This window comes from Streptomyces sp. NPDC005435 (assembly GCF_040703155.1).
Lineage (GTDB): Bacteria > Actinomycetota > Actinomycetes > Streptomycetales > Streptomycetaceae > Streptomyces.
Genome location: NZ_JBEXEQ010000013.1, coordinates 1 through 20,653 on the forward strand (window position 1 = coordinate 1; position 20,653 = coordinate 20,653).

A 20,653-nucleotide genomic window follows, 5' to 3' on the forward strand; every position below is an offset into this window, starting at 1 on the left:
CGGTTACATTCCGAACCCGGAAGCTAAGCCTCACAGCGCCGATGGTACTGCAGGGGGGACCCTGTGGGAGAGTAGGACGCCGCCGAACTAATTTTAGGGAAACCCCCGCACCATTGGTGCGGGGGTTTTCTGCGTTCCGGACCCTTTTCCCTCCGGAGATTGGCACGTTTCGCCAGCCCCCGGAGGGCCCCGTCACTCGCGTGGCCCCCGTCAGAACGCCTCCCCGTGGCCGCTGCGGCAACACTGCCAGCATGGGTATACGGATGCTTCACCGCCGCAGGACCCGGGCGTGGCACCGTCGGATCGAGCGGGCGGAGGCGGACCCGGGGCGGGGCGGAGACGCCTCGCCGGTGCCGTTGCTCGCGGCCGATGCGAGCAGTGCCCGCATTCCCGTCGACCCGGCCGCGCGCGCACGTGCCGTCCTCGCGGCCCTGAGACGTCGAGCCGCCGCGCTCGACTGGCGCGCCCGTGCGGACGTCGCCCGGGGCTACCTCGCCCTGCTGCTGGCCGCCCTCCCCAAGGCCCGCCCCCGGCACACCCTGACCGTGTTCATCGCGTCCCTCGCCGAGCGCCCGGCCCCGCCGGCTCCCGGGCAGGGCCGGCCCTCCGCGCAGGAGCCGGACGCCACACCCTGACGACGGCGGCGTGGAGCGGCACCCTCACGAGCAGCTCGATGCCGTCAGCGAGTCCCGGGCTCAGCTGGTTCCCGGACAGGTGCGTCCGCCCGCACGGCAACCGGACGACAAGTCCTGACCGTGAGGGCGTACAGCACCATGCCCACCAGCAGTCCGGCGCCGGCGCCGAAGCACAGGGTGGGGACCAGTTCGAGGAGTCGGGCGTTCGGGCGGGTCCACCACAGGGCTGTCCGCTGGAGGGCGGCGGCTGTGGCGCAGGCGCCGAGGAGTGCCGCGGCCAGGGTGCGGTCGCGGGGGGAGAGGGGCGGGACGCCGTACGGCACCGGGGCGGGGGCCGACCGGAGCGCGCGTAGCAGGAACACCGCGAGCAGCGCGGCGGCCAGTGCCGAGGTGCCGTACTGGAGCCAGGTGTAGAGGGGCAGCCCGGACACGCTGCGCATGAGGGCGGGGAAGAGGCGGGAGCCCCAGCGGTCGTGGTGGGTGAAGGCGTCCCACACGACGTGGGTCAGGGCGCCGAGCGCCGCCGAGACGTACCACCACAGCGCGGTCGTGGCCCGCACCCGCCCCCGGGGCACCCCGCAGCGCAGCAGCGCGGCCGGCCGGTCCTGCAGCGCTCGTGGCAGCAGTGCCACGAGCGGTTCGCGGACCAGGAGCCACAGGGCGACCAGCGCCCACGCGATGAGCACGTCCACGCTCACCACCCCGGCGAAGGAGTGCGTGACCGCCCCGAATGCCATCGCGCCCGGCATGAAACTCGCCGCGAAATAGGTGAGGTCGGGTGCGAAGGAGCCCGCGACGAGTACCGAGGGCACCAGCCGGCCCCGCCCGCTCCCGTCCCGGCGGATCGCGGGCAGCACGGCGGCCGCATGACTGAGGGTGAACGGCAACGGAGCCTCCAGAAGCGGACGTCGGCGGTTCGCCGCGCCCGGGACCGGTGATCGGGTGCGACCCAGTATGCGTGGCGGCGGAATCCGGACACGAACGGGTGTGCATGCCAAGCAAGTTGTCGTAGGGTCAACTGGGCCTCCGCGCGGTGCGTACGGCGCACCCGCCACAGGAACGGGAACGCGCACCAAGGGCAACCACCGCACGGGCTCAGTCGTCACACCAGTGCGAGGTAGTCGGAGACGGGCGCCATGGCGCCCAGGGGAGGGTTGGCTTCATGGCGGCGCATATCGGCAGGCGGCTGCGCAAGGGAGCGGCGAGTACCGCGGTGGCCGCTGTGGCGGTCGCGGCCCTGTCCGCGTCACAGGCTCCGGGAGCGGTCGGCGAGAACGGCGGTTCCGTACCCACCGCCGCCGGTACCCCGGCGCCCGACACGGCGTCCGACGCCACCGGCAGCTCTCCGTACTACACCGACCTGCCGCCGCTGCACAGCCCCGCCCCCAGCTCCTCGCCCGTCATCGGCACGCCCGTCTCGCGGGGCGAGGGAGAGGCCGCGGGCGAGATCCCCGCGACCGTCCTCGACGCCTACAAGCGCGCCGAGGACGAGCTGCGCAGCTCCAAGCCCGGCTGCAACCTGCCCTGGCAACTCCTCGCCGCCATCGGCAAGGTGGAGTCCGGCCAGGCCCGCGGCGGCCGCGTGGACGCCGAGGGCACCACCATCGGCCGCATTCTCGGCCCCCAGCTCGACGGCAACGGCTTCGCGCTGATCAAGGACACCGACCACGGCGTCTACGACGGCAACGCCTCCTACGACCAGGCCATCGGCCCGATGCAGTTCATCCCCTCCACCTGGGCGTGGGCGGGCCGCGACGGCAACGGCGACGGCAAGGCCGACCCGAACAACGTCTACGACGCCGCCCTCGCCGCCGGCCACTATCTGTGCCGGGGCGACCGGGACCTGTCGCGCGAGGACGACCTGCGCAGCGCGATCCTCAGCTACAACAACTCGACCGACTATCTGAACCTCGTCCTGAACTGGGTCGACTACTACCGCAAGGGCGTCCACACCGTCCCCGACGGCACCGGCGGCCTGCCCGCCCACCGCAGCGACGAGACCGCCACGCAGCCCGGCACGACCGGACCGTCCGCGCCCGCGAAGCCGTCGAAGCACCCGAAGCCCGCCAAGCCGAGCAAGCCCGGCAAGCCCGCGAAGCCCGACCCCGGCACCCCCGCCGGAGGCGACGACAAGCCCACCCCCAAGCCGCCGACCCCGCCGTGGGAGCAGCCCACCCCCTCGGACACCGTGGACCACCTGGCCTACGCCGACCCCGACGCGGCCGAGCCGACCGCCATGGCCGGGCACGCCTTCACCGGGAAGATCGCCGCCCGCGCCGAGACCGAGGCCGGCAAGGCCGTGGCCAAGGTGCGCGTCCGCTTCACCCTCACCGGCGACACCGATGCCACCTTCGAGGGCGGCGAGACCGTGGCCACCGTCGTCACCGACGCCAAGGGTGTCGCGACCGCCCCCGCCCTCCAGGCGGGCGAGAAGACCGGCGACTTCAAGATCACCACCGCGCTGGTCGGCCACCAGGTCAAGGGGGTCACCTACAAGGCGACCGTCACCCCGCGCGCCGCCGACGCCCTCGCCCCTGCCGACGACAAGGCCCACACCTGCGTCCCCGGCGGCGAGTTCGCCGACCCCGTCCAGGTCGAGGCCACCTACAAGGGCGCCGTCGCCGACCGCGTCGAGGCCACCGCCACGCTGATCAAGGCCGACGACGATCCTGCCGAGAACGACAAGGGCCCCTACTTCAAGGACGCCGACGACCACCCCGTCCGCACCCTCACCGGGCTCAAGACGGACGACAAGGGCCTGCTCACCCTCCCGAAGCTGTACGCCGACGACGTCAGCGGCACCTATCTGCTCCGGATCACCACCACGGGCGGCGCCACCCTCACCGTGAAGCTGACGGTCGCCCCGGACGGTTCCGCCTCGGCCGAGCCGTCGCCGAGCCCGTCCGCGACGTCCTGACGGCAGGTCAACTCCGCTCCAGGCGCGCCTTGGTGTGCCGGGTGGGCGCGGCCGTGGCCGGGTCCTCCGGCCACGGGTGCTTCGGATAGCGCCCGCGCAGCTCGGCCCGTACGCCGCGATAGCCGTCCCGCCAGAACGAGGCGAGGTCGGCCGTTACGGCGGCGGGGCGCCCGGCGGGCGAGAGCAGATGGACCAGGAGCGGCACCCCGGCCACCGCCGGGGTCTCGCCGAGCCCGAACATCTCCTGCACCTTCACGGCGAGCACGGGCCGTTCGGGGTCGGAGTAGTCGACCCTGATCTGCGAGCCGCTCGGCACGGTGATCCGCTCGGGCGCCAGCTCGTCCAGCCGGCCCGCCTCCCCGCTCGCCCACGGCAGCAGCCGGGCCAGCGCCTGCCCGGCGTCGATCCGGCCGAGATCGGCGCGCCGCCGGGCCCGGCTCAGCTCGGGTTCCAGCCATTCGTCCACGCGCGCGTGCAGCGCCTCGTCGGACACGTCCGGCCATGGCTCGCCCAGACACGTCCGCAGGAACGCCAGCCGCCGTCGCAGCGCCCTCGCGCCCTCGGACCACTTCAGCAGCCCAAGGCCCTCCCGCCGCAGCCCGTCGAGCAGCGCCGCGCGCACCAGTCCGGGCTCCGGGTCCGCGAGGGGCCGTACGGCCAGCTCCACGGCCCCGAGCCGCTCGACCCGCCGCGCCACGACCTCCCCGTCCGCCCAGCGCACCTCCTCCCCCTCGGAGAGGAGCGCGCGGGCCGCCTCCCGTGCCACGCCCTCCGGTACGGCGGCGCCGAGCCGCACGCGCGCGTGCCCCTTCCCGCCGGGCCGGTCGGCCACGGCCACCACGATCCACGGCGCCCCGCGCAGCGGTGATCCCTCCGACAGCTCCGCACGCGTTCCGGACACCATGAGGTACGAGCCTTTGTCCAGCCGGGCCACCCGCTCGGGGAAGGCCAGCGCGGCCACGCGTCCGACGGCCGCGTCGAGGACGTCATGGCCGTCAGGGGCTCTGCCCACCCGCTCCGCCGCCCCGGCGAGCCCCCGCAGCCGCCGTACCTCCGTACGCCACCGCGCCGCGTACGCGTCCCCGCCCCGCCGGGCCCGGCGCAGCGCCGTGGCGAGGTCGTCGCCGTACTCGCGCGGGACCTCCTCCGACAGCAGGGCGACCGTCTCGGCGCCGGTGCCGTCGGTGTCCAGCAGGGCGCGGCCCAGGCGGGGGTGGACGCCGAGGCGGGACAGCCGGGCGCCCCGCTCGGTGGCGTGTCCTGCGGGGTCCACGGCGCCCACCGCCGTCAGAACCTCGCGGGCCGCCGCCATCGCGCCGGCGGGCGGCGCGTCCAGCAGGGCGAGGCCCGAGGCGTCCGGGTCGCCCCAGCGGGCGGTCTGGAGGGCGAAGGCGGTCAGGTCGGCCACCTTGATCTCGGGTGCCGGGAAGGCGGGCAGCCGGCCGTCCTCGGCCTCGGCCCAGCACCGGTAGACCGCGCCCGGCGCCTCACGTCCGGCGCGGCCCGCCCGCTGCCGTCCGGCCGCGCGCGAGGCCCGTACCGTCGCCAGACCGCTCAGCCCGCGCGCGTGGTCCACCCGGGGCTCGCGCGCCAGCCCCGAGTCCACGACCACCCGCACCCCGGGCACCGTCAGCGAGGACTCCGCGACCGAGGTGGCCAGCACCACCCGGCGCCGTTCCCCGGGCGCGAGGACCGCGTCCTGCACGGCGGCCGGGGCCCGCCCGTGCACCTGGAGCACGTCCACGTCCGGCAGCTCGCCCAACTGCCCGGCCACGCGCGCGATCTCACCGACACCGGGCAGGAAGCACAGCACGTCACCGGGACGCTCCGCGAGCGCCCGCCGTACGACGGACGCCACGTGCGTGAGCAGGGCCGGGTCCACTCGCATGCCGTGCGGCGGCCGGACCGGGCGCGCGGGCGGCGCCCACACGGTCTCGACGGGGTGCGTGATCCCCGCCGCCTCCACCACCGGCGCCCCGCCGAGCAGCCGGGCCCAGCCCTCGGCGTCGGTGGTCGCGGAGGCCGCGACCAGGCGCAGGTCGGGGCGCAGGGTCTGGGTCACGTCCCAGAGGAAGGCGGCGGCCGTGTCCGCGTCCAGATGGCGTTCATGGCACTCGTCGAGGATCACGGCGTCCACCCCGGGCAGCTCCTGGTCGCGCTGGAGCCGCTGGAGCAGCACACCCGTGGTGACGACCTCCACGCGCGTGTGCCGCCCGACGACCCGTTCGCCGCGCACCGTGAACCCGACACTGTCACCGGGCTTCTCGCCCAGCAGCCACGCCATCCGCCGGGCCGCCGCCCGCGCCGCGATCCGCCGGGGCTCGGCCACCAGGACCCGCCGCGCGGGCCCGCCGCCGACGAGCCCGGCCAGGACCAGCGGCACCAGCGTCGTCTTGCCCGTGCCGGGCGGCGCCACCAGCACGGCGGCGCCGCTGCCGGCCAGCGCGTCGGTCAGGGCGGGCAGGGCGGAGCGCACGGGCAGCGCGTCGAGGGCGTCGTCACGGATCACGCCCCCAGTGTCGTACGCGGCCCGTTGCAAAGAGGTTGCGGTCCGCCGCGAGGGGATTTCACTCCCGGGGAGGGTTTCAGTCCCGCTCGCACACGAAGATCGCCGTGCCCGGGATCAGCGCGCCCCGCAGGGGGGACCAGCCGCCCCACTCGGAGGTGTTCCAGGCCGGCCACTCCGGCTCGACGAGGTCCACCAGGCGGAAACCGGAGGCCGCGATGTCCCGCACCCGGTCGCCGATCGTGCGGTGGTGCTCCACATAGACGGCGTGACCGTTCTCGTCCTGCTCCACATAAGGGGTGCGGTCGAAGTACGACGCGGCCACCGACAGCCCCTCGGGCCCCGGCTCGTCCGGGAAGGCCCAGCGGATCGGGTGCGTCACCGAGAACACGAACCGGCCGCCGGGGCGCAGCACCCGGCGCACCTCGCGCAGCACCAGCCGGGGGTCGGCCACGAACGGCAGCGCGCCGTAGGCCGAGCACGCCAGGTCGAAGGAGGCGTCCGCGAAGGGCAGCGCGCCCGCGTCCGCGCAGACCAGCGGGAAGGAACCGCCGATCCGCAGGGAGTGCTGGAGCTGGCGGTGGGAGAGGTCGAGCGCGACCGGGCGGGCGCCCTGCGCGGCCAGCCAGCGGGAGCACTGGGCGGCGCCGGCGCCGATCTCCAGCACGTCCCGGCCCTTCAGGTCCTCGGACGCGCCGAGCAGCTCGGCCTCCACCTCGTCCAGGCCTTCCGGGCCCCATACGAAGCGGTCGTCGCCGAGGAACGTGCCGTGCTCGACCTGGTACTCGTCCGCGTTGCGGTCCCACCAGCCGCGGTTGGCGCGGCTGCTCTCCGCGACGTCCGCGTCACGGCGGGTTGCTTCCGGCTCGGTCCCCTCGGGATCGGGCCCCATCGGCTCTTGGATGATCGGCTCCCTCGTCGTACTCTTCCGTCCAGCCGACCCGCCGGGCGAGTGTCACGGAACGGGTCTCCCGGGCCTGCGTGGCCACTTGAGACGATTCTTCTGCCGGGAATGCGGCGATCCGCCCCGGGTGTGCGCCTTCGCGCATTGACCCTGCCCGGCTGCCCCCGTATGCTACAAGTTGCGCTGCGGGCCTGCGCACCTCAGACGTAGCAGGTCGCGCTCGCATCTGTATGTATGTCCCCTCGGTTTTCGAGGCGCCACCGGGCACCCGGTGCTTATGTGGCGCTTCCTTGGCTGTCCGACTTCTGCAGAGCGAAACGGGCTCCCGGCGCAAGCAGTACCTACGACTTCAATGTCCGTACCGGAGCCCTTTCCCACATGACGAGCAGCACCGAGACCACCGCCACCACCCCGCAGGTTGCGGTCAACGACATCGGTAACGAGGAAGCCTTCCTCGCCGCGATCGACGAGACGATCAAGTACTTCAACGACGGCGACATCGTCGACGGCGTCATCGTGAAGGTCGACCGGGACGAGGTCCTGCTCGACATCGGTTACAAGACCGAAGGTGTCATCCCGAGCCGCGAGCTCTCGATCAAGCACGACGTCGACCCGAACGAGGTCGTCAAGGTCGGCGACGAGATCGAGGCCCTGGTTCTCCAGAAGGAGGACAAGGAAGGCCGCCTGATCCTCTCGAAGAAGCGTGCCCAGTACGAGCGCGCCTGGGGCACCATCGAGAAGATCAAGGAAGAGGACGGCATCGTCACCGGTACCGTCATCGAGGTCGTCAAGGGTGGTCTCATCCTCGACATCGGCCTCCGCGGCTTCCTCCCGGCCTCCCTGGTCGAGATGCGCCGCGTCCGCGACCTCCAGCCCTACGTGGGCAAGGAGCTCGAGGCGAAGATCATCGAGCTGGACAAGAACCGCAACAACGTGGTCCTGTCCCGCCGTGCCTGGCTGGAGCAGACCCAGTCCGAGGTCCGCCAGACGTTCCTCACGACCCTCCAGAAGGGTCAGGTCCGCTCCGGCGTCGTGTCCTCGATCGTCAACTTCGGTGCCTTCGTGGACCTGGGTGGCGTCGACGGTCTGGTTCACGTCTCCGAGCTGTCCTGGAAGCACATCGACCACCCGTCCGAGGTTGTCGAGGTCGGCCAGGAAGTCACCGTCGAGGTTCTCGACGTCGACATGGACCGCGAGCGTGTCTCCCTGTCGCTGAAGGCGACGCAGGAGGACCCGTGGCAGCAGTTCGCCCGGACGCACCAGATCGGCCAGGTTGTCCCGGGTAAGGTCACCAAGCTGGTTCCGTTCGGTGCGTTCGTCCGCGTGGACGAGGGCATCGAGGGTCTGGTCCACATCTCCGAGCTGGCCGAGCGCCACGTGGAGATCCCGGAGCAGGTCGTCCAGGTCAACGACGAGATCTTCGTCAAGGTCATCGACATCGACCTGGAGCGTCGCCGCATCAGCCTCTCGCTGAAGCAGGCCAACGAGGCCTTCGGCGCCGACCCGTCCGTGGTCGAGTTCGACCCGACCCTGTACGGCATGGCCGCGTCGTACGACGACCAGGGCAACTACATCTACCCCGAGGGCTTCGACCCCGAGACCAACGACTGGCTCGAGGGCTACGAGACCCAGCGCGAGGCGTGGGAGGGCCAGTACGCCGAGGCGCAGTCGCGCTTCGAGCAGCACCAGGCGCAGGTCATCAAGTCCCGCGAGGCCGACGAGGCCGCTGCCGCCGAGGGCGGCGAGGCCGCTGCTCCGGCCGCGGCCGGTGGCGGTTCGTACTCCTCCGAGGGTGCGGACACCTCTGGTGCCCTGGCTTCGGACGAGGCGCTTGCCGCGCTGCGCGAGAAGCTGGCGGGCGGCCAGAGCTGAACGCTCGCCGCTGACGCTTAGCAGTTGAGTCTGAGGGGCCCGTACCTTTCGAGGTGCGGGCCCCTTGGGCTTTTTTGTGCGTTGTCGGGTGCGGGTGCGGGTGCGTTGTGGCTTGTTGCGCAGTTCCCCGCGCCCCTCAGGTGGGACACCTTGACGGTGTTTGAGGACTTACCCGCGGTGATCTTGGGAATGCCTTTCGTTCTGTGGGTGTTGGGGGGTATGGACACTAGGAGGGGCGGTCATCGTGCTTGATCCGCAGGGTTTGTACGCGTGGGAGCCGAAGGGGCTGGCCGTGGTGGACATGGCGCTGGCTCAGGAATCGGCCGGGCTGGTCATGCTCTACCACTTCGACGGATACATCGACGCGGGAGAGGCCGGCGACCAGATCGTCGAGCGGCTCCTCGACACGCTTCCCCACCAGCTCGTCGCCCGCTTCGACCACGACCGGCTCGTGGACTACCGGGCCCGCCGCCCGCTGCTGACGTTCCAGCGGGACCAGTGGACCGACTACGAGGTGCCGGCCATCGAGGTCCGCCTCGTCCAGGACACCACCGGCGCCCCCTTCCTGCTGCTCTCCGGCCCCGAACCGGACGTGGAGTGGGAGCGGTTCGCCACGGCCGTACGGCAGATCGTGGAGCGGCTCGGCGTCCGGCTCTCGGTGAACTTCCACGGCATCCCGATGGGCGTCCCGCACACCCGTCCCGTGGGCCTCACCCCGCACGGCAACCGCACCGACCTCGTACCCGGCCACCGCAGCCCCTTCGACGAGGCCCAGGTGCCCGGCAGCGCCGAGGCGTTGATCGAGTACCGGCTCTCCGAGGCCGGCCACGACACGCTCGGCGTCGCCGCCCACGTCCCGCACTACATCGCCCGCTCCACCTACCCGGACGCCGCCCTGACCGTCCTGGAGGCGATCACCGCCGCCACCGGGCTCGTCCTGCCCGGCGTCGCGCACTCCCTGCGCACCGAGGCGCACCGCACGCAGACCGAGATCGAGCGGCAGATCCGCGAGGGCGACGAGGAACTGACCTCGCTCGTCCAGGGCCTTGAGCACCAGTACGACGCGGCCGCGGGCGCCGAGACCCGGGGCAACATGCTCGCGGAGCCGGTCGAGATCCCGTCCGCCGACGAGATCGGCCGCGAGTTCGAGCGGTTCCTCGCGGAGCGGGAGGGCGAGGGCTGAGTCCTCGGAGGCCGGTCTGAGTCGTCGGAGGTCAGCTCCGAGCCGTCGGAGCCGGGGCTGAGCCGTCGGGGACCGGGCCCGGGCCGGGCGGTGGCGGCGACCGGGCGGCCTCTAAGCTTCCGGTCATGCTGACAGTGGGTCTGACCGGTGGCATCGGCGCCGGCAAGAGCGAGGTGTCCCGGCTGCTCGTGGAGCACGGGGCCGTACTGATCGACGCCGACCGCATCGCACGGGAGGTCGTCGCGCCGGGCACCCCCGGTCTCGCCGCCGTGACCGACGCGTTCGGGCCGGAGATCCTGGCCGAGGACGGCTCCCTGGACCGCCCCCGGCTCGGCGCCCTCGTCTTCGCCGACCCCGAGAAGCTCGCCCTCCTCAACTCGATCGTGCACCCCCTGGTGGGCGCCCGCTCCCGCGAACTGGAGAGCGCCGCGCACCCCGGTTCTGTGGTGCTCCACGACGTACCGCTGCTCGCCGAGAACGGCCTCGCCCCCCTCTACGACCTCGTGATCGTCGTGGACGCGAGCCCGGAGACCCAGCTCGACCGGCTGGTCCGGCTGCGCGGGATGACCGAGGACGACGCCCGCGCGCGCATGGCCGCCCAGGCGAGCCGCGAACAGCGCCTGGAGATCGCGGACATCGTCATCGACAACGACGTCCCCCTGGCGGCGCTGAAGGAGCGCGTCGACCGGGTGTGGGAGGAGCTGACGGCCCGCGCGGCCCGTTCCCACGAGGGCGGTTCGACGGAATAGCCCTCCGCGTACAGGCGTTGGAAAGCCCCAGTGAGGGAAGGACTTCGCCGTGCCCGAGACCAGCGGATCGACCGGACGTACTCCGGAGACGCATGTCATCGACTTCCGTGCCGCCGAGCGCCTGCTCGACGCGCGGGACCCCAGAGGCGCGGTGAAGCTGCTCGACGAGGTCATCGCCGCCCATCCCGAGAACACCGCCGCCCGGCTGCTGCGCGCGCGTGCCTTCTTCGCCTGCGCGCAACTGCGCCCCGCCGAGCTTGAGTTCACCATCGTGCTGGAGCGCGAGCCGGACAACGCCTTCGCCCACTTCGCCCTCGGCCGCACCTACGAGCGCCAGGGGCGGCCCGGTCAGGCCCGGCGCCACTTCCGGCTGGCCGCGGCCCTCGACCCCAACCCGCAGTATCTGCGGGCGGCGCGCTTCGACTCCTGAGCGCCGGGGCGGCTGCGAGGTTCCTGCTCAGCCCGGTGTCCCGGGTCAGGGGTGCCGGCGCGGTGACGGCGGGCGGCGCAGCCGGGGCAGCCTCGGCCGGCCCGGCGGTTCGCCGTCCACGGGCTCGTACGGCGGGACGTCGCGGCCCGGCTGGTAGTGCGGGCCCTGCCGCAAGTGCCGCAGGACCAGCGTCAGATCGACGGTGACCACCAGCCACAGCACGGCACAGGCCGCCGCCCAGCCCGGCCGTCCGACGAGTACGAAGGCGACGGTCCCGAAGACGGCCCAGCCGAACCCCCACACGGCCAGCCACAACCGCGCTCGCAGCGCACTGCGCGCGGTCGCCGGTTCACTGCCCGTACGCATTCCGTCTCCACTCCTCCTTGCAACGTACTCTCCGCCGCGCCCGCGCACCAAGGGCGGACGGCCCCGTGCGGCAACGGCGGAAAGTTCCCGCCGGACGGCGAATTAACTCGAACGAGTGGACTGGCCGGCGGAGGGGAACGGTCGTACGAGCGCCGGGCGTTGTGCGGGCATGACGGTCGACATGCGTGAGGGATACGAGGGCACGGGCCCCGGGGCGATCACTCCGGACGGCTGTGCGGTCGAGCTGTACAGCCGGATGCCGGTCGGCGACGAGCCGGACGTCATCGCGGCCGCGGTGCCCGCCGGGGCACACATCCTGGAGCTGGGCAGCGGGGTGGGGCGGGTGACCCATGCCCTGCTGGAGCGGGGCTTCACGGTCACCGCCGTGGACGAGTCGGCGGAGATGCTGGCCCGGGTGAGAGGAGCGCGCACCCTATGCACGCCCATCGAGGACCTGGACCTGGGCGAGCGGTTCGACGTGGTCATGCTCGCCTCGTTCCTGGTGCACACCGGTGACCCCGAGCTCCGGCGCGGTCTGCTGCGCGCCTGCGTCCGGCACCTCGCGGACGGCGGCTGTGTCCTGATCCAGCGGCAGAGCGCGGACTATCACACCCGGATACCGAGGGAGCGGGTCGACCCGAGCGGCTTCACCGTGCGGATCGCGTCGAGCGAGCCGGTGGGGGAAGGGGTGCGTTCGGTGCGGGCCGAGTATGTGTTCCCGGACGCGGTCTGGACGCATACCTTCCGCGTCCGGCCCATGACCGTGGAGGAGTTCGAGGAGGCGCTGGCGGAGGTGGGGCTGGAGGTGGACCGGTATCTGACGGAGGACGGGGTGTGGGTCCGGGCGGGGGCGCTGCGGCTGGGCTGAGCGGAATTGGGCTGAGTGGAGCTGGGCGGGGGCGCTGCCGCTGGGCTGAGCGGAATTGGGCTGAGTGGAGCTGGGCGGGGGCGCTGCCGCTGGGCTGAGCGGAATTGGGCTGAGTGGAGCTGGGCTGGGTCTGGAGGAGCCGGGTTGGGGTGGAGTGGGCTGCGCTGAGCTTGGCCGGGGCCGGGGCCGGGCCGATCTGGGCTTGGCCGGGCTTGGCGGAGCGGGCCGGGCGGGGCTGGGCTTGGCGGAGCCGGGTGGAGCGGGGCTGAGCCGGGCTTGGCCGGGCGGGGCGGAGCCGGGCTGGGGTGGGGTGGGCTGAGTGGAGCTGGGCTGGGTCTGGCGGAGCCGAGTTGGCCTGCGCTGAGCGGAGCCGGGCTGGGCTGGGCTGCGCTGGGTGGGTGGTGGAGCCGGGCCGGGCTCGGCTTGGCCGGGCTTGGTGGAGCCGGCTGGGCTTGTCCGACTGCGGGGCGCGCCGTCGGGGTTCACCGTCCTCGGCGTCGGCCTCCGGAGCCGCCGGTTCGGTCGGGGCGGCCAATCCGGTCGGTGCGGTCGGTGTCGCCGGGGCGGCCAATCCGGTCGGTGCGGCTGGTGTCGCCGGGGCGGCCAGGCCGGTCGGTGCGGCCGGTGTCGCCGAGGTGGTCCGGTCGGCCGGTGTGGCCGGAGGGGGCGGTGTCGTCCCGTTCCTCGGACGCGGCGTGTGTCGCTGCCGAGGCGCCCAGTGAGCCCAGGCCCCGGAGTCGTTCCAGTTCGCGGCGGTCGCGCTTGGTGGGGCGGCCGGCGCCCCGGTCCCGGACCCCGGCGGGGGCGACGGCCTCGCGGGGCGGCGGCGGGGGCGAGTTGTCGACGTAGCACTCGACGGCCACGGGTGCGCCGACCCGCTTGCGGATCAGCCGCTTGACGATCACGACCCGTTCCCGGCCCTCGTGCCGCAGCCGTACCTCGTCACCGACCCGCACGGAGTGGGAGGGCTTCACCCGGTCACCGTTCACATGGACATGGCCACCACGGCAGGCGGTCGCGCCCAGCGAACGCGTCTTGACCAGGCGTACGGCCCAGATCCAGCTGTCGACGCGCACGCTCTCGCCCGTCGCCGGCCCCGCGGCCTTCGCGGCGGCCACGGCGGCCGGGGTCTTCGGGTCGGGGGCGGCGGAGTCACGGTTCACGTCGTCGTCCGCGTCCGGTGAGTCCTGTGCAGCCAGAGCCATGCTGCCGACCCTAACGCGTCGTGCCGCCCGGACCGGACCCGTTTTCCGCCGGGGCACCCCGGGGTGGGCCCCTCCCACGGCCCACCCCGGATGCGCCCCGCCCGGCCGCCCTCGACGCTGAAGTGACCATTGCGGGCGAGGAGGCGACAAGGAGGGGACATGGAGACGGCGGCCGAGCCCCGGGAACCGTCCCGGCGCGAGCGGAAGTTCACCTTCCCGAGCGCGCTGACCGTCCTCGCCGCCGTCACCGTGGCGGTGTGGCTGCTCGCCTTCCTGATCCCGCCGGGGGAGTACGTCCGCGACGCCTCCGGCGCCCCCGTGCAGGGCACGTACCACCGGGTGTCCGCGGGGCGGTCCCTCGTGGACCGGCTCGACGACCTCTTCCTCTCCCCGGTGAACGGGCTGTACGGACTGCGGGACGCCAGGAGCGGCCTGGTCGGACCCGACCTGTCCGGGAGTCTGTACGGCGCGGCGGGCGTGTTCCTGTTCGTGCTCGCCATCGGGGCGTTCATCACGGTCGTGTTCGCCACCGGCGCGCTCGACCGGGGCATCGCCCGCCTGGCCCACCGGCTGCGCGAGCGCGGGGCGCTGCTCATCGCCGGGATCATGGTGGTGTTCTCGGTGCTCGGCACGGTCGAGGGCTTCGCCGAGGAGACCCTCGGCTTCTACGGCCTGATCGTGCCGCTGATGCTGGCCCTCGGCTACGACCGGATGGTCGCCGTCGGCACGATCATCCTCGGCGCGGGGATCGGGGTGCTGTGCTCGACGGTGAACCCGTTCGCGACCGGGGTGGCGTCCTCGGCCGCCGACATCTCCCTCGGCGACGGCATCCTGCTGCGCTCGGCGATGTGGGTGGTGCTGACGGCGGTGACGGTGGCGTACGTGATCCGGTACGCGCGCCGGGTGCAACGTGATCCGGCCCGCTCGCTCACCGGTTTCCTGCCCGGCGACCGCGACCACGCCACCGAGGCGCCGGACGCGGAGCCGGAGCTGACCGGGCTGCACAAGGCGGTCCTGATCACCATGGTGCTGGTTTTCGCGTTCATGATCTTCTCGGTGGTGCCCTGGTCGAGCGCGCTGAGCGGGGACGCGGACGCGAAGCCGTACGGGTTCGAGCTGGACTGGTCCTTCCCGCAGCTCGCCGCGCTGTTCCTGTGCGCGGCCGTGCTGGTGGGGCTGGTGGGACGGATGGGGGAGCAGCGGCTGAGCGCGACGATCGTGCAGGGTGCGGCGGACTTCATCGCGCCCGCGCTGGTGATCGTGCTGGCCCGGGGCGTCACCGTGATCATGAACAACGCGCGGATCACCGACACCGTGCTGCACTCCATCGAGGGTGTGGTCCGGGGCACGTCCTCCGGTGTCTTCGCGGTGATCGTGTTCGTGGTGAACCTGCCGCTGGCCTTCCTGATCCCCTCCACCTCGGGCCACGCCACGCTCGCCATGCCGATCCTCGCCCCGCTGGCCGACTTCGCCGGGGTCTCGCGCGCGGTCGTCGTCACCGCCTGGCAGGCGTCCAGCGGCTGGATGAACCTGTGGGTGCCGACCACCGCCGTCGTCATGGGCGGGGTGGCGCTCGCGAAGGTCGGCTACGACCGGTATCTGCGGTTCGTGTGGCCGCTGCTCGCGGTGCTGTTCGTGCTGATCTGCGGCTTCGTGGCGCTGGGGGCGGCGTTCACCTGAGGGACGCGTGACCCGGGGCCCGGCGGCGGCCCGGCCCGGGGCTTACGGTGGCCGGTATGGACGACAGCGCCGCCCTCGCCCGGCTCGACCGGCGGCTGACCGAGTGCCGGGCCTGCCCGCGCCTGGTCGAGTGGCGCGAGGAGGTGGCCCGTACCAAGCGGGCCGCCTTCGCCGACCAGCCGTACTGGGGGCGCCCGGTGCCCGGCTTCGGACCGGCCGACGCCCGGCTGGCGATCATCGGGCTGGCCCCGGCCGCGCACGGCGGCAACCGCACCGGCCGTATGTTCACCGGCGACCGCTCCGGGGACGTGCTCTTCCAGGCGCTCTACGACGTGGGCCTGGCCTCGCAGCCGACTTCGGTGAGCGCGGACGACGGCCTGGAGCTGTACGGGGTCCGGGTGACCGCGCCCGTGCACTGCGCCCCGCCCGCCAACAAGCCCACGCCGGGCGAGCGCGACATGTGCCGCCCCTGGCTGGTCAGCGAGCTCGAACTGCTGCGCCCCACGCTGCGGGCGGCCGTCGTCCTCGGCGCCTTCGGCTGGCAGGCGGCACTCCCCGCCCTCGCCGAGGCCGGCTGGCCCGTACCCCGGCCCCGGCCGCCCTTCGCCCACGGCACCCGTGTCGCCTTGGGCGACCTAGACCTCTTCGGCTGCTTCCACGTCAGCCAGCGCAACACCTTCACCGGGCGCCTGACGACGGAGATGCTCCGCGAGGTCCTGACCACGGCGGCCCGGGCGGCCGGCCTGCGCTGACCGCCCGGCCCCCGCAGGTCAGGGCCGCCACACGTACCGCACGTCCGGCTCCCGCTCCTCGTTCCCGGTGCCGTCCGTGTACTCGACGGCGGTGAAGCCGTGCCGCTCGTAGAAGCGGCGGGCGGGCTTGTTCACCTGGAACGCCCACAGGGCGAGGCCGCCCGGGGCGCGTTCCTTGGCCAGGGCCACGAACCGGTCGCCGAGACCGCGCCCGCGCCAGCCGGGGTCCAGATAGAGCTGGGACAGCACCTCTCCGTGGAGGACCATCATGCCGACGATCCCCGCCTCCGCGTCCTCGGCCACCCAGGTCTCGTGGAGCGGGAGGACCACGTCACGCAGGTAGGCGCGCACCTCGTCGTCGGAGTGGGGCCGGGTGACCGTGGGCAGCGCGGCGGCGAAGGAGCGCAGCCAGACGTCGGCGGTCGGGCGGGCGTCCGCCGCGACCGCCCGGCGCAGGACCACCGGGCCCGTCATCCCCGCTCCTCCGCCGGTTCCGGTACCGCCGCCGTCGCCGTGATCTCCACCAGCTGCCCCGGGTAGCCGAGGCACGCGACGCCGAGCAGCGTGGAGGAGTGGGGGCCATGGCTCAGGCCGGAGGCCTCGACCACCTTCCAGACGTCCGAGAGGACCGCCGGGTCGTCGCTCACCACGTACACCTCGGTGGCCAGCACCTGAGCGAGGTCGCTGCCCACGGCGTGGAGCTGGGCGCGCAGGTTGGCGAGGACCTGCTCGGCCTGGCGCACGGGGTCGCCCGCGCCGACCAGTTCGCCGTGCTCGTCCAGCGGGACCGCGCCCGCGAGGAAGGCGATCCGGGTGCCCGCCTCGACCACGGAGGCATGGGAGTAGGTCGGCGGCGGGAAGAGGGCGGGTACGGTCACGCGGCGGATCATGGCGGCTCCGTAGGCGGGACGACGGGTGACTTCCGCATCATTCGCGGGTACGACCCGCCTCGCACCCGAATTTCCGGGCGGCCCCGACCCTCACCCAAGGACCCGCATGCCCGCCCTCTCCGACGCCGGCTTCCTCTCCGCGACCGCCGACCGTCTCGCCGAGCTGCCCACCGTCCGCGCCGTCGCCCTCGGCGGATCACGGGCGCAGGGCACCCACACCCCCGACAGCGACTGGGACCTCGCCCTCTACTACCGGGGCGCCTTCGACCCCGCCGACCTGCGCGCCCTCGGCTGGGAGGGCGAGGTGTCCGAGGTGGGCGGCTGGGGCGGCGGGGTGTTCAACGGCGGGGCCTGGCTGACGGTCGACGGACGCCGGGTGGACGTGCACTACCGGGACCTGGACGTCGTGGAGCACGAGCTGGCCGAGGCGGAGCAGGGGCGGTTCCGGGTGGAGCCGCTGCTCTTCCACCTCGCGGGCATCCCCACCTATCTGATCGTCGCCGAGCTGGCCGTCGACCAGGTGCTGCGCGGCAGCCTGCCCCGCCCCGCCCGCTACCCGGACGCCCTGCGCCGCAGTGCCCCGCCCCGCTGGTCCGGCACCGCCCGCGCCACCCTCGGCTACGCCAAGGCGCATCACGCCCCGCATGGCAGGCTCACCGAGGTCGCGGGCGCCCTCGCCGTCGCCGCCGCCCAGTCCGCCCACGCCGTCCTCGCGGCACGCGGCGAGTGGGTGACCAACGAGAAACGGCTGCTGGAGCGGGCCGGGCTGCGCGGCATGGACACGATCACCGGCGTCCTGCGCCCCGAGCCGCGCGCCCTGGCCGACGCCGTGGAGCAGGCCGAGGACCTGCTCGGCGCCCATCTGGACGCCTGAGGAGCTGCGCGCCGCGCGCACCTGAACGCCCTTTCACCTCGCCGAAACCCGCCCGTCGCCCGCAGGCGACAACGCCCCGTACTGTTGAGGGGGACACCAGCCCGGCCACCGTCGTCCGAAGGCACGCCCCCGCCCTCGTACGAACAGGAGCCCCGTGTCGCGCCCCGCCGCCCGGTCACTGCCGCCTTGGCTCGCCCACGCCTTCCGCGCCCAGCGCGGGCCCGTCCCCTGGAGCGCGGTCGCCCGTGGCGCGCTCGCCGCCGGACCGCTGCTGCTCGCGGGGGTCCTGGCCGGATATGTCGCGGACGGCGTCCTCGCCGCCACCGGCGCGATGCTCGCCGGGATCAACGACCGCCCCGGCGGCCGCCGCCTCTCCGTGCGCAGCCTCGCCACCCCCGCGCTCGCGGGCGGCCTCGGCCTGCTCGTCGGCACCGGCGCGGGCGAGCACCTGCACGCCGTACCGCTGACCCTCGTACTCGCCCTGCTCGGCCTGGTCGCGGGCTCGCTCAGCGCGGTCGGGCCGCTGGCCTCCGCCTCCGCCACCCAGCTGCTCGTCACCGCCGCCATCGGCGCCGGAATGCCGAGCCCCGAGAGCGGCTGGCAGCGCGCCCTCGCCTTCCTCGCCGGAGCGGCCTGGCTGCTCCTGCTGCGCCTCGCCCTGCCCACCCCCGGCTCCCTCGTCTCCGACCTGCGGTTCGAGGGCGAGCGGACGGCGGTCGCGGCGGTGTACGACGCGATCGCCGACCTGCTCGACGCCGTGGGCGGCCCCGACGCCACCGCGCGCTGGGCCGCGCTCACCGCCGCGCTCGACCGCGCCCAGGACGCCCTGGCCGGACCCCGGCTGCGCCGCTACGCCACCCTGGCCCCGGAACGACGGCTGCACGCGCAGTACGTCGCCGCGCTTCCGCTCGCCGAGGCCGCCACCGCCCTCTTCTGGGCCGGCGAACCCCTCTCGGCGCGGGCCTCGGCCGGACCCCGGCGGCTCGCCGCCGCCGTACGCGGCAACACCGGCACCGGACCGCTGCCCGCCCCCGCCCGCACCACGCCCGCCCTGCGCGCCCTGGACGACGCCCTGCTGCACGCCGCCGAGGCGTTCGACCGCGCCGACGGCGGCGCCCACCGGCTGCTGGTGCGCCCCTGGGGTGTCCGGCGCGCGCTGCGGGCCGCGTTCGGCACCGGGGGCCGGGAGTACGGGCTGCGCGTCGCCCTCTCCTTCGGCGCGGCCGCGGGCATCGCCCAGGCCCTGCACCAGAGCGGCTGGTACGGCAGGCACCAGCACTGGTACTGGCTGCCGGTCACCGCCGTCTTCCTCGTCAAGCCCGACCTCGGCCCGCTCGCCTCCCGGGTGCTGTGCCGCGCCGCGGGTACCGTGCTCGGCGCGCTCCTCTTCGCCGGGTTCGCCGCGGTGCTGCCCAGGCCCTTCGGGCTGATCGTCCTCGTCGCGGTGTGCGGGGCGCTGCTGCCCGTCTCCACCCGGCACTTCGCCGCGCTGACCGGCGTCGTCACCGTGCTCGTGCTCGCCCTGATCATGATCGGCGGCGAACCGCAGGCCGGCGTCAGCCGGATCGCGGAGACCATGCTGGCCTGCGCGCTCGTGCTGATCGTCGGGCATCTGCCGATGCCGGGGAAGCGGGGCGCGGGCGTACGGGCCCGGCTCGCCGCCGCCGGGACCGCCGCGCACGCCTACCTCGCGCACGTCATGGCCGAGTCCGGCGACCGCGCCGAACGCTGGGCGCTGCGCCGCGAGGCGTACCGCACGCTCGCCGAGGCCCACACCGCCATGGCGGTCGCCGCCGCCGAACTGCCCGCCCTCGCCCGGCACACCTGCGACACCGGCGCGGTGGCCACCGCCCTGGAACGGCTCGTGGACACCACCACCGCCTGCGCGGTCCACCTCGACGACACCGGCCGCCTCACCCCGCGCCACACCGACCGCCTCCAGGAGGCCCTGCGCGAGCTGGAGAGCGGCCGCCGGGACTGGCGGGTGCTCCCGGCCGCCTGACCCGCCCGCTCCCGGGCGCCGGGAAATCGGTGAAGAAATCCCGGCGCCGCGCGATGAGTTCCGCTCCCTGCCCCGGTCAGCACCACGACACCGACCGTCGGACAGGCAGGAGAGTCCATGTCGCTTCCGGAGATCGTCACGCGCGCGCAATGGCGGGCGGCGCGCGAGGAGTTACGGCGTAAGGAGGAGGCGCTCGCCCGGGCCCGCGACGCACTCGGCGCCGAGCGGCGACGGCTGCCCATGGTGGAGGTCGACCCGCAGTACGTCTTCGAGGGCGGCGACGGCAAGGCCACCCTGCTCGACCTCTTCGAAGGACGGGCCCAACTCGTCGTCCACCACTTCATGTTCGCCCCCGAGTGGACGGAGGGCTGCCCCTGCTGCGCGGCCTTCCTGGACCAGCTGGGCCACCTCGACCGGCTGCGCGCCCAGGACACCGCGTTCGCGGCCGTCTCCCGCGCGCCGTTCACCCGGATCCTGCCGTTCAAGGCACGGATGGGCTGGGCGGTGCCCTGGTACTCCTCGGCGCCCGGCGACTTCGGCCGCGACTTCGGCCGCGATGTCGGGGCGACCGTGGAGCACGACGGCCGCCCGGTCGAACGCCCCGGCCTCAGCTGCTTCCTCCGCGACCGCGACCGCGTCTTCCACACCTACTCGGTCCACGACGAGGACACCCTGAACGCCCTCGGCGCCGTACCCGGCCTGCTCGACCTGACCGCGCTCGGCGGCCACCCGAACGGTGGCGGTGCGCACTGACTCGGTGTCGGCAATGTCTCAGTCCCGTCACCGGCCGAGGCGATCACCCCCTGCGAAGCGTTGACTT

At 73.8% G+C, this 20,653-nt stretch carries 19 protein-coding genes and 1 rRNA gene; 13 read left to right on the plus strand and 7 right to left on the minus strand.

All coding sequences use genetic code 11. The features are described from left to right. Positions 1-88: ribosomal RNA gene (gene rrf / locus AB0898_RS17965) — 5S ribosomal RNA — on the plus strand; the annotation flags it as partial. A gap of 163 nt (positions 89-251) precedes the next feature. Next, a complete protein-coding gene (locus AB0898_RS17970) occupies positions 252-635 on the plus strand; it encodes a hypothetical protein (protein WP_366803891.1) in 384 nt (127 codons plus the stop codon). 44 nt (positions 636-679) lie between these two features. Here the strand turns inward: AB0898_RS17970 and AB0898_RS17975 are convergent, their stop codons facing one another. Next, positions 680-1,522 carry a DUF4184 family protein gene (locus AB0898_RS17975; RefSeq protein WP_366803892.1) on the minus strand — a complete coding sequence of 281 codons (843 nt, stop codon included), beginning with the start codon at positions 1,520-1,522 and terminating at the stop codon, positions 680-682. 275 nt (positions 1,523-1,797) lie between these two features. Between AB0898_RS17975 and AB0898_RS17980 the strand changes: the two genes are divergently transcribed. Continuing rightward, entirely contained in the window at positions 1,798-3,552 is a 1,755-nt protein-coding gene (locus tag AB0898_RS17980) for a lytic transglycosylase domain-containing protein (protein ID WP_366803893.1), read from the plus strand. Positions 3,553-3,559: 7 nt separating this feature from the next. On the opposite strand, the gene hrpB is transcribed toward AB0898_RS17980, so the two are convergent. Both hrpB and AB0898_RS17990 read right to left on the minus strand, forming a co-directional pair. Then, entirely contained in the window at positions 3,560-6,061 is a 2,502-nt protein-coding gene (gene hrpB / locus AB0898_RS17985) for an ATP-dependent helicase HrpB (protein WP_366803894.1), read from the minus strand. Positions 6,062-6,137: 76 nt separating this feature from the next. Beyond that, positions 6,138-6,950, minus strand: a complete 813-nt coding sequence (locus tag AB0898_RS17990; RefSeq protein ID WP_366803896.1) for a class I SAM-dependent methyltransferase — start codon at positions 6,948-6,950, stop codon at positions 6,138-6,140. 390 nt (positions 6,951-7,340) lie between these two features. Here AB0898_RS17990 and rpsA point away from each other — a divergent pair, with 390 nt between their 5' ends. From rpsA to AB0898_RS18010, 4 genes are all read left to right on the plus strand, one after another. Further along, positions 7,341-8,834, plus strand: a complete 1,494-nt coding sequence (gene rpsA, locus AB0898_RS17995) for a 30S ribosomal protein S1 (protein WP_018545698.1) — start codon at positions 7,341-7,343, stop codon at positions 8,832-8,834. A gap of 244 nt (positions 8,835-9,078) precedes the next feature. Further along, a complete protein-coding gene (locus AB0898_RS18000; protein WP_366803897.1) occupies positions 9,079-10,017 on the plus strand; it encodes a PAC2 family protein in 939 nt (312 codons plus the stop codon). Between the two features lie 125 nt (positions 10,018-10,142). Continuing rightward, positions 10,143-10,766: a dephospho-CoA kinase gene (coaE, locus tag AB0898_RS18005; protein WP_366803898.1), complete on the plus strand. Its 624-nt coding sequence runs from the start codon at positions 10,143-10,145 to the stop codon at positions 10,764-10,766. A gap of 49 nt (positions 10,767-10,815) precedes the next feature. Then, positions 10,816-11,196: a tetratricopeptide repeat protein gene (locus tag AB0898_RS18010; RefSeq protein ID WP_366803899.1), complete on the plus strand. Its 381-nt coding sequence runs from the start codon at positions 10,816-10,818 to the stop codon at positions 11,194-11,196. A 45-nt stretch (positions 11,197-11,241) separates the two neighbouring features. Here AB0898_RS18010 and AB0898_RS18015 read toward each other — a convergent pair whose 3' ends face one another. Beyond that, positions 11,242-11,562: a DUF6343 family protein gene (locus AB0898_RS18015; RefSeq protein ID WP_366803900.1), complete on the minus strand. Its 321-nt coding sequence runs from the start codon at positions 11,560-11,562 to the stop codon at positions 11,242-11,244. A 169-nt stretch (positions 11,563-11,731) separates the two neighbouring features. On the opposite strand from AB0898_RS18015, the gene AB0898_RS18020 reads away from it, so the two are divergent. Then, entirely contained in the window at positions 11,732-12,430 is a 699-nt protein-coding gene (locus AB0898_RS18020; RefSeq protein ID WP_366803901.1) for a class I SAM-dependent methyltransferase, read from the plus strand. 482 nt (positions 12,431-12,912) lie between these two features. Here the strand turns inward: AB0898_RS18020 and AB0898_RS18025 are convergent, their stop codons facing one another. Further along, a complete protein-coding gene (locus tag AB0898_RS18025) occupies positions 12,913-13,635 on the minus strand; it encodes an RNA-binding S4 domain-containing protein (protein ID WP_366803902.1) in 723 nt (240 codons plus the stop codon). Between the two features lie 159 nt (positions 13,636-13,794). On the opposite strand from AB0898_RS18025, the gene AB0898_RS18030 reads away from it, so the two are divergent. Both AB0898_RS18030 and AB0898_RS18035 read left to right on the plus strand, forming a co-directional pair. Then, a complete protein-coding gene (locus AB0898_RS18030; RefSeq protein WP_366803903.1) occupies positions 13,795-15,315 on the plus strand; it encodes a YfcC family protein in 1,521 nt (506 codons plus the stop codon). 56 nt (positions 15,316-15,371) lie between these two features. Then, on the plus strand, positions 15,372-16,067 hold the full coding sequence (locus AB0898_RS18035) for a uracil-DNA glycosylase (RefSeq protein ID WP_366803904.1): 696 nt from the start codon (positions 15,372-15,374) through the stop codon (positions 16,065-16,067). A gap of 18 nt (positions 16,068-16,085) precedes the next feature. Here AB0898_RS18035 and AB0898_RS18040 read toward each other — a convergent pair whose 3' ends face one another. Together AB0898_RS18040 and AB0898_RS18045 are read right to left on the minus strand one after the other, a co-directional pair. Next, entirely contained in the window at positions 16,086-16,541 is a 456-nt protein-coding gene (locus AB0898_RS18040) for a GNAT family N-acetyltransferase (protein ID WP_366803905.1), read from the minus strand. Then, on the minus strand, positions 16,538-16,957 hold the full coding sequence (locus tag AB0898_RS18045) for a RidA family protein (RefSeq protein WP_366803906.1): 420 nt from the start codon (positions 16,955-16,957) through the stop codon (positions 16,538-16,540). Before AB0898_RS18045 ends, AB0898_RS18040 begins: the two co-directional genes overlap by 4 nt. A 106-nt stretch (positions 16,958-17,063) precedes the next feature. Here AB0898_RS18045 and AB0898_RS18050 point away from each other — a divergent pair, with 106 nt between their 5' ends. The 3 genes from AB0898_RS18050 (at position 17,064) to AB0898_RS18060 (ending at position 20,586) form a co-directional block, all read left to right on the plus strand. Then, positions 17,064-17,831 (plus strand): nucleotidyltransferase domain-containing protein, encoded by a 768-nt coding sequence (locus tag AB0898_RS18050; RefSeq protein ID WP_366803907.1) that lies wholly within the window; start codon positions 17,064-17,066, stop codon positions 17,829-17,831. Positions 17,832-17,985: 154 nt separating this feature from the next. Next, complete coding sequence (locus AB0898_RS18055; protein WP_366803908.1) at positions 17,986-19,833, plus strand: FUSC family protein; 1,848 nt, start codon at positions 17,986-17,988, stop codon at positions 19,831-19,833. 117 nt (positions 19,834-19,950) lie between these two features. Continuing rightward, a complete protein-coding gene (locus AB0898_RS18060; RefSeq protein ID WP_366803909.1) occupies positions 19,951-20,586 on the plus strand; it encodes a DUF899 domain-containing protein in 636 nt (211 codons plus the stop codon). The last annotated feature ends 67 nt before the right edge of the window (positions 20,587-20,653 follow it).

Bases quoted from the DNA above. Each gene is read 5' to 3' on its own strand.
- AB0898_RS17990 (WP_366803896.1), bottom strand. From the start codon at position 6,950: ATGGGGCCCGATCCCGAGGGGACCGAGCCGGAAGCAACCCGCCGTGAC.
- AB0898_RS18015 (WP_366803900.1), bottom strand. From the start codon at position 11,562: ATGCGTACGGGCAGTGAACCGGCGACCGCGCGCAGTGCGCTGCGAGCG.
- AB0898_RS18035 (WP_366803904.1), top strand. From the start codon at position 15,372: ATGGACGACAGCGCCGCCCTCGCCCGGCTCGACCGGCGGCTGACCGAG.
- rpsA (WP_018545698.1), top strand. From the start codon at position 7,341: ATGACGAGCAGCACCGAGACCACCGCCACCACCCCGCAGGTTGCGGTC.
- AB0898_RS18045 (WP_366803906.1), bottom strand. From the start codon at position 16,957: ATGATCCGCCGCGTGACCGTACCCGCCCTCTTCCCGCCGCCGACCTAC.
- AB0898_RS18050 (WP_366803907.1), top strand. From the start codon at position 17,064: ATGCCCGCCCTCTCCGACGCCGGCTTCCTCTCCGCGACCGCCGACCGT.
- AB0898_RS18020 (WP_366803901.1), top strand. From the start codon at position 11,732: ATGACGGTCGACATGCGTGAGGGATACGAGGGCACGGGCCCCGGGGCG.
- AB0898_RS18030 (WP_366803903.1), top strand. From the start codon at position 13,795: ATGGAGACGGCGGCCGAGCCCCGGGAACCGTCCCGGCGCGAGCGGAAG.
- AB0898_RS18060 (WP_366803909.1), top strand. From the start codon at position 19,951: ATGTCGCTTCCGGAGATCGTCACGCGCGCGCAATGGCGGGCGGCGCGC.
- AB0898_RS17970 (WP_366803891.1), top strand. From the start codon at position 252: ATGGGTATACGGATGCTTCACCGCCGCAGGACCCGGGCGTGGCACCGT.
- AB0898_RS18040 (WP_366803905.1), bottom strand. From the start codon at position 16,541: ATGACGGGCCCGGTGGTCCTGCGCCGGGCGGTCGCGGCGGACGCCCGC.
- coaE (WP_366803898.1), top strand. From the start codon at position 10,143: ATGCTGACAGTGGGTCTGACCGGTGGCATCGGCGCCGGCAAGAGCGAG.
- AB0898_RS17980 (WP_366803893.1), top strand. From the start codon at position 1,798: ATGGCGGCGCATATCGGCAGGCGGCTGCGCAAGGGAGCGGCGAGTACC.
- AB0898_RS18025 (WP_366803902.1), bottom strand. From the start codon at position 13,635: ATGGCTCTGGCTGCACAGGACTCACCGGACGCGGACGACGACGTGAAC.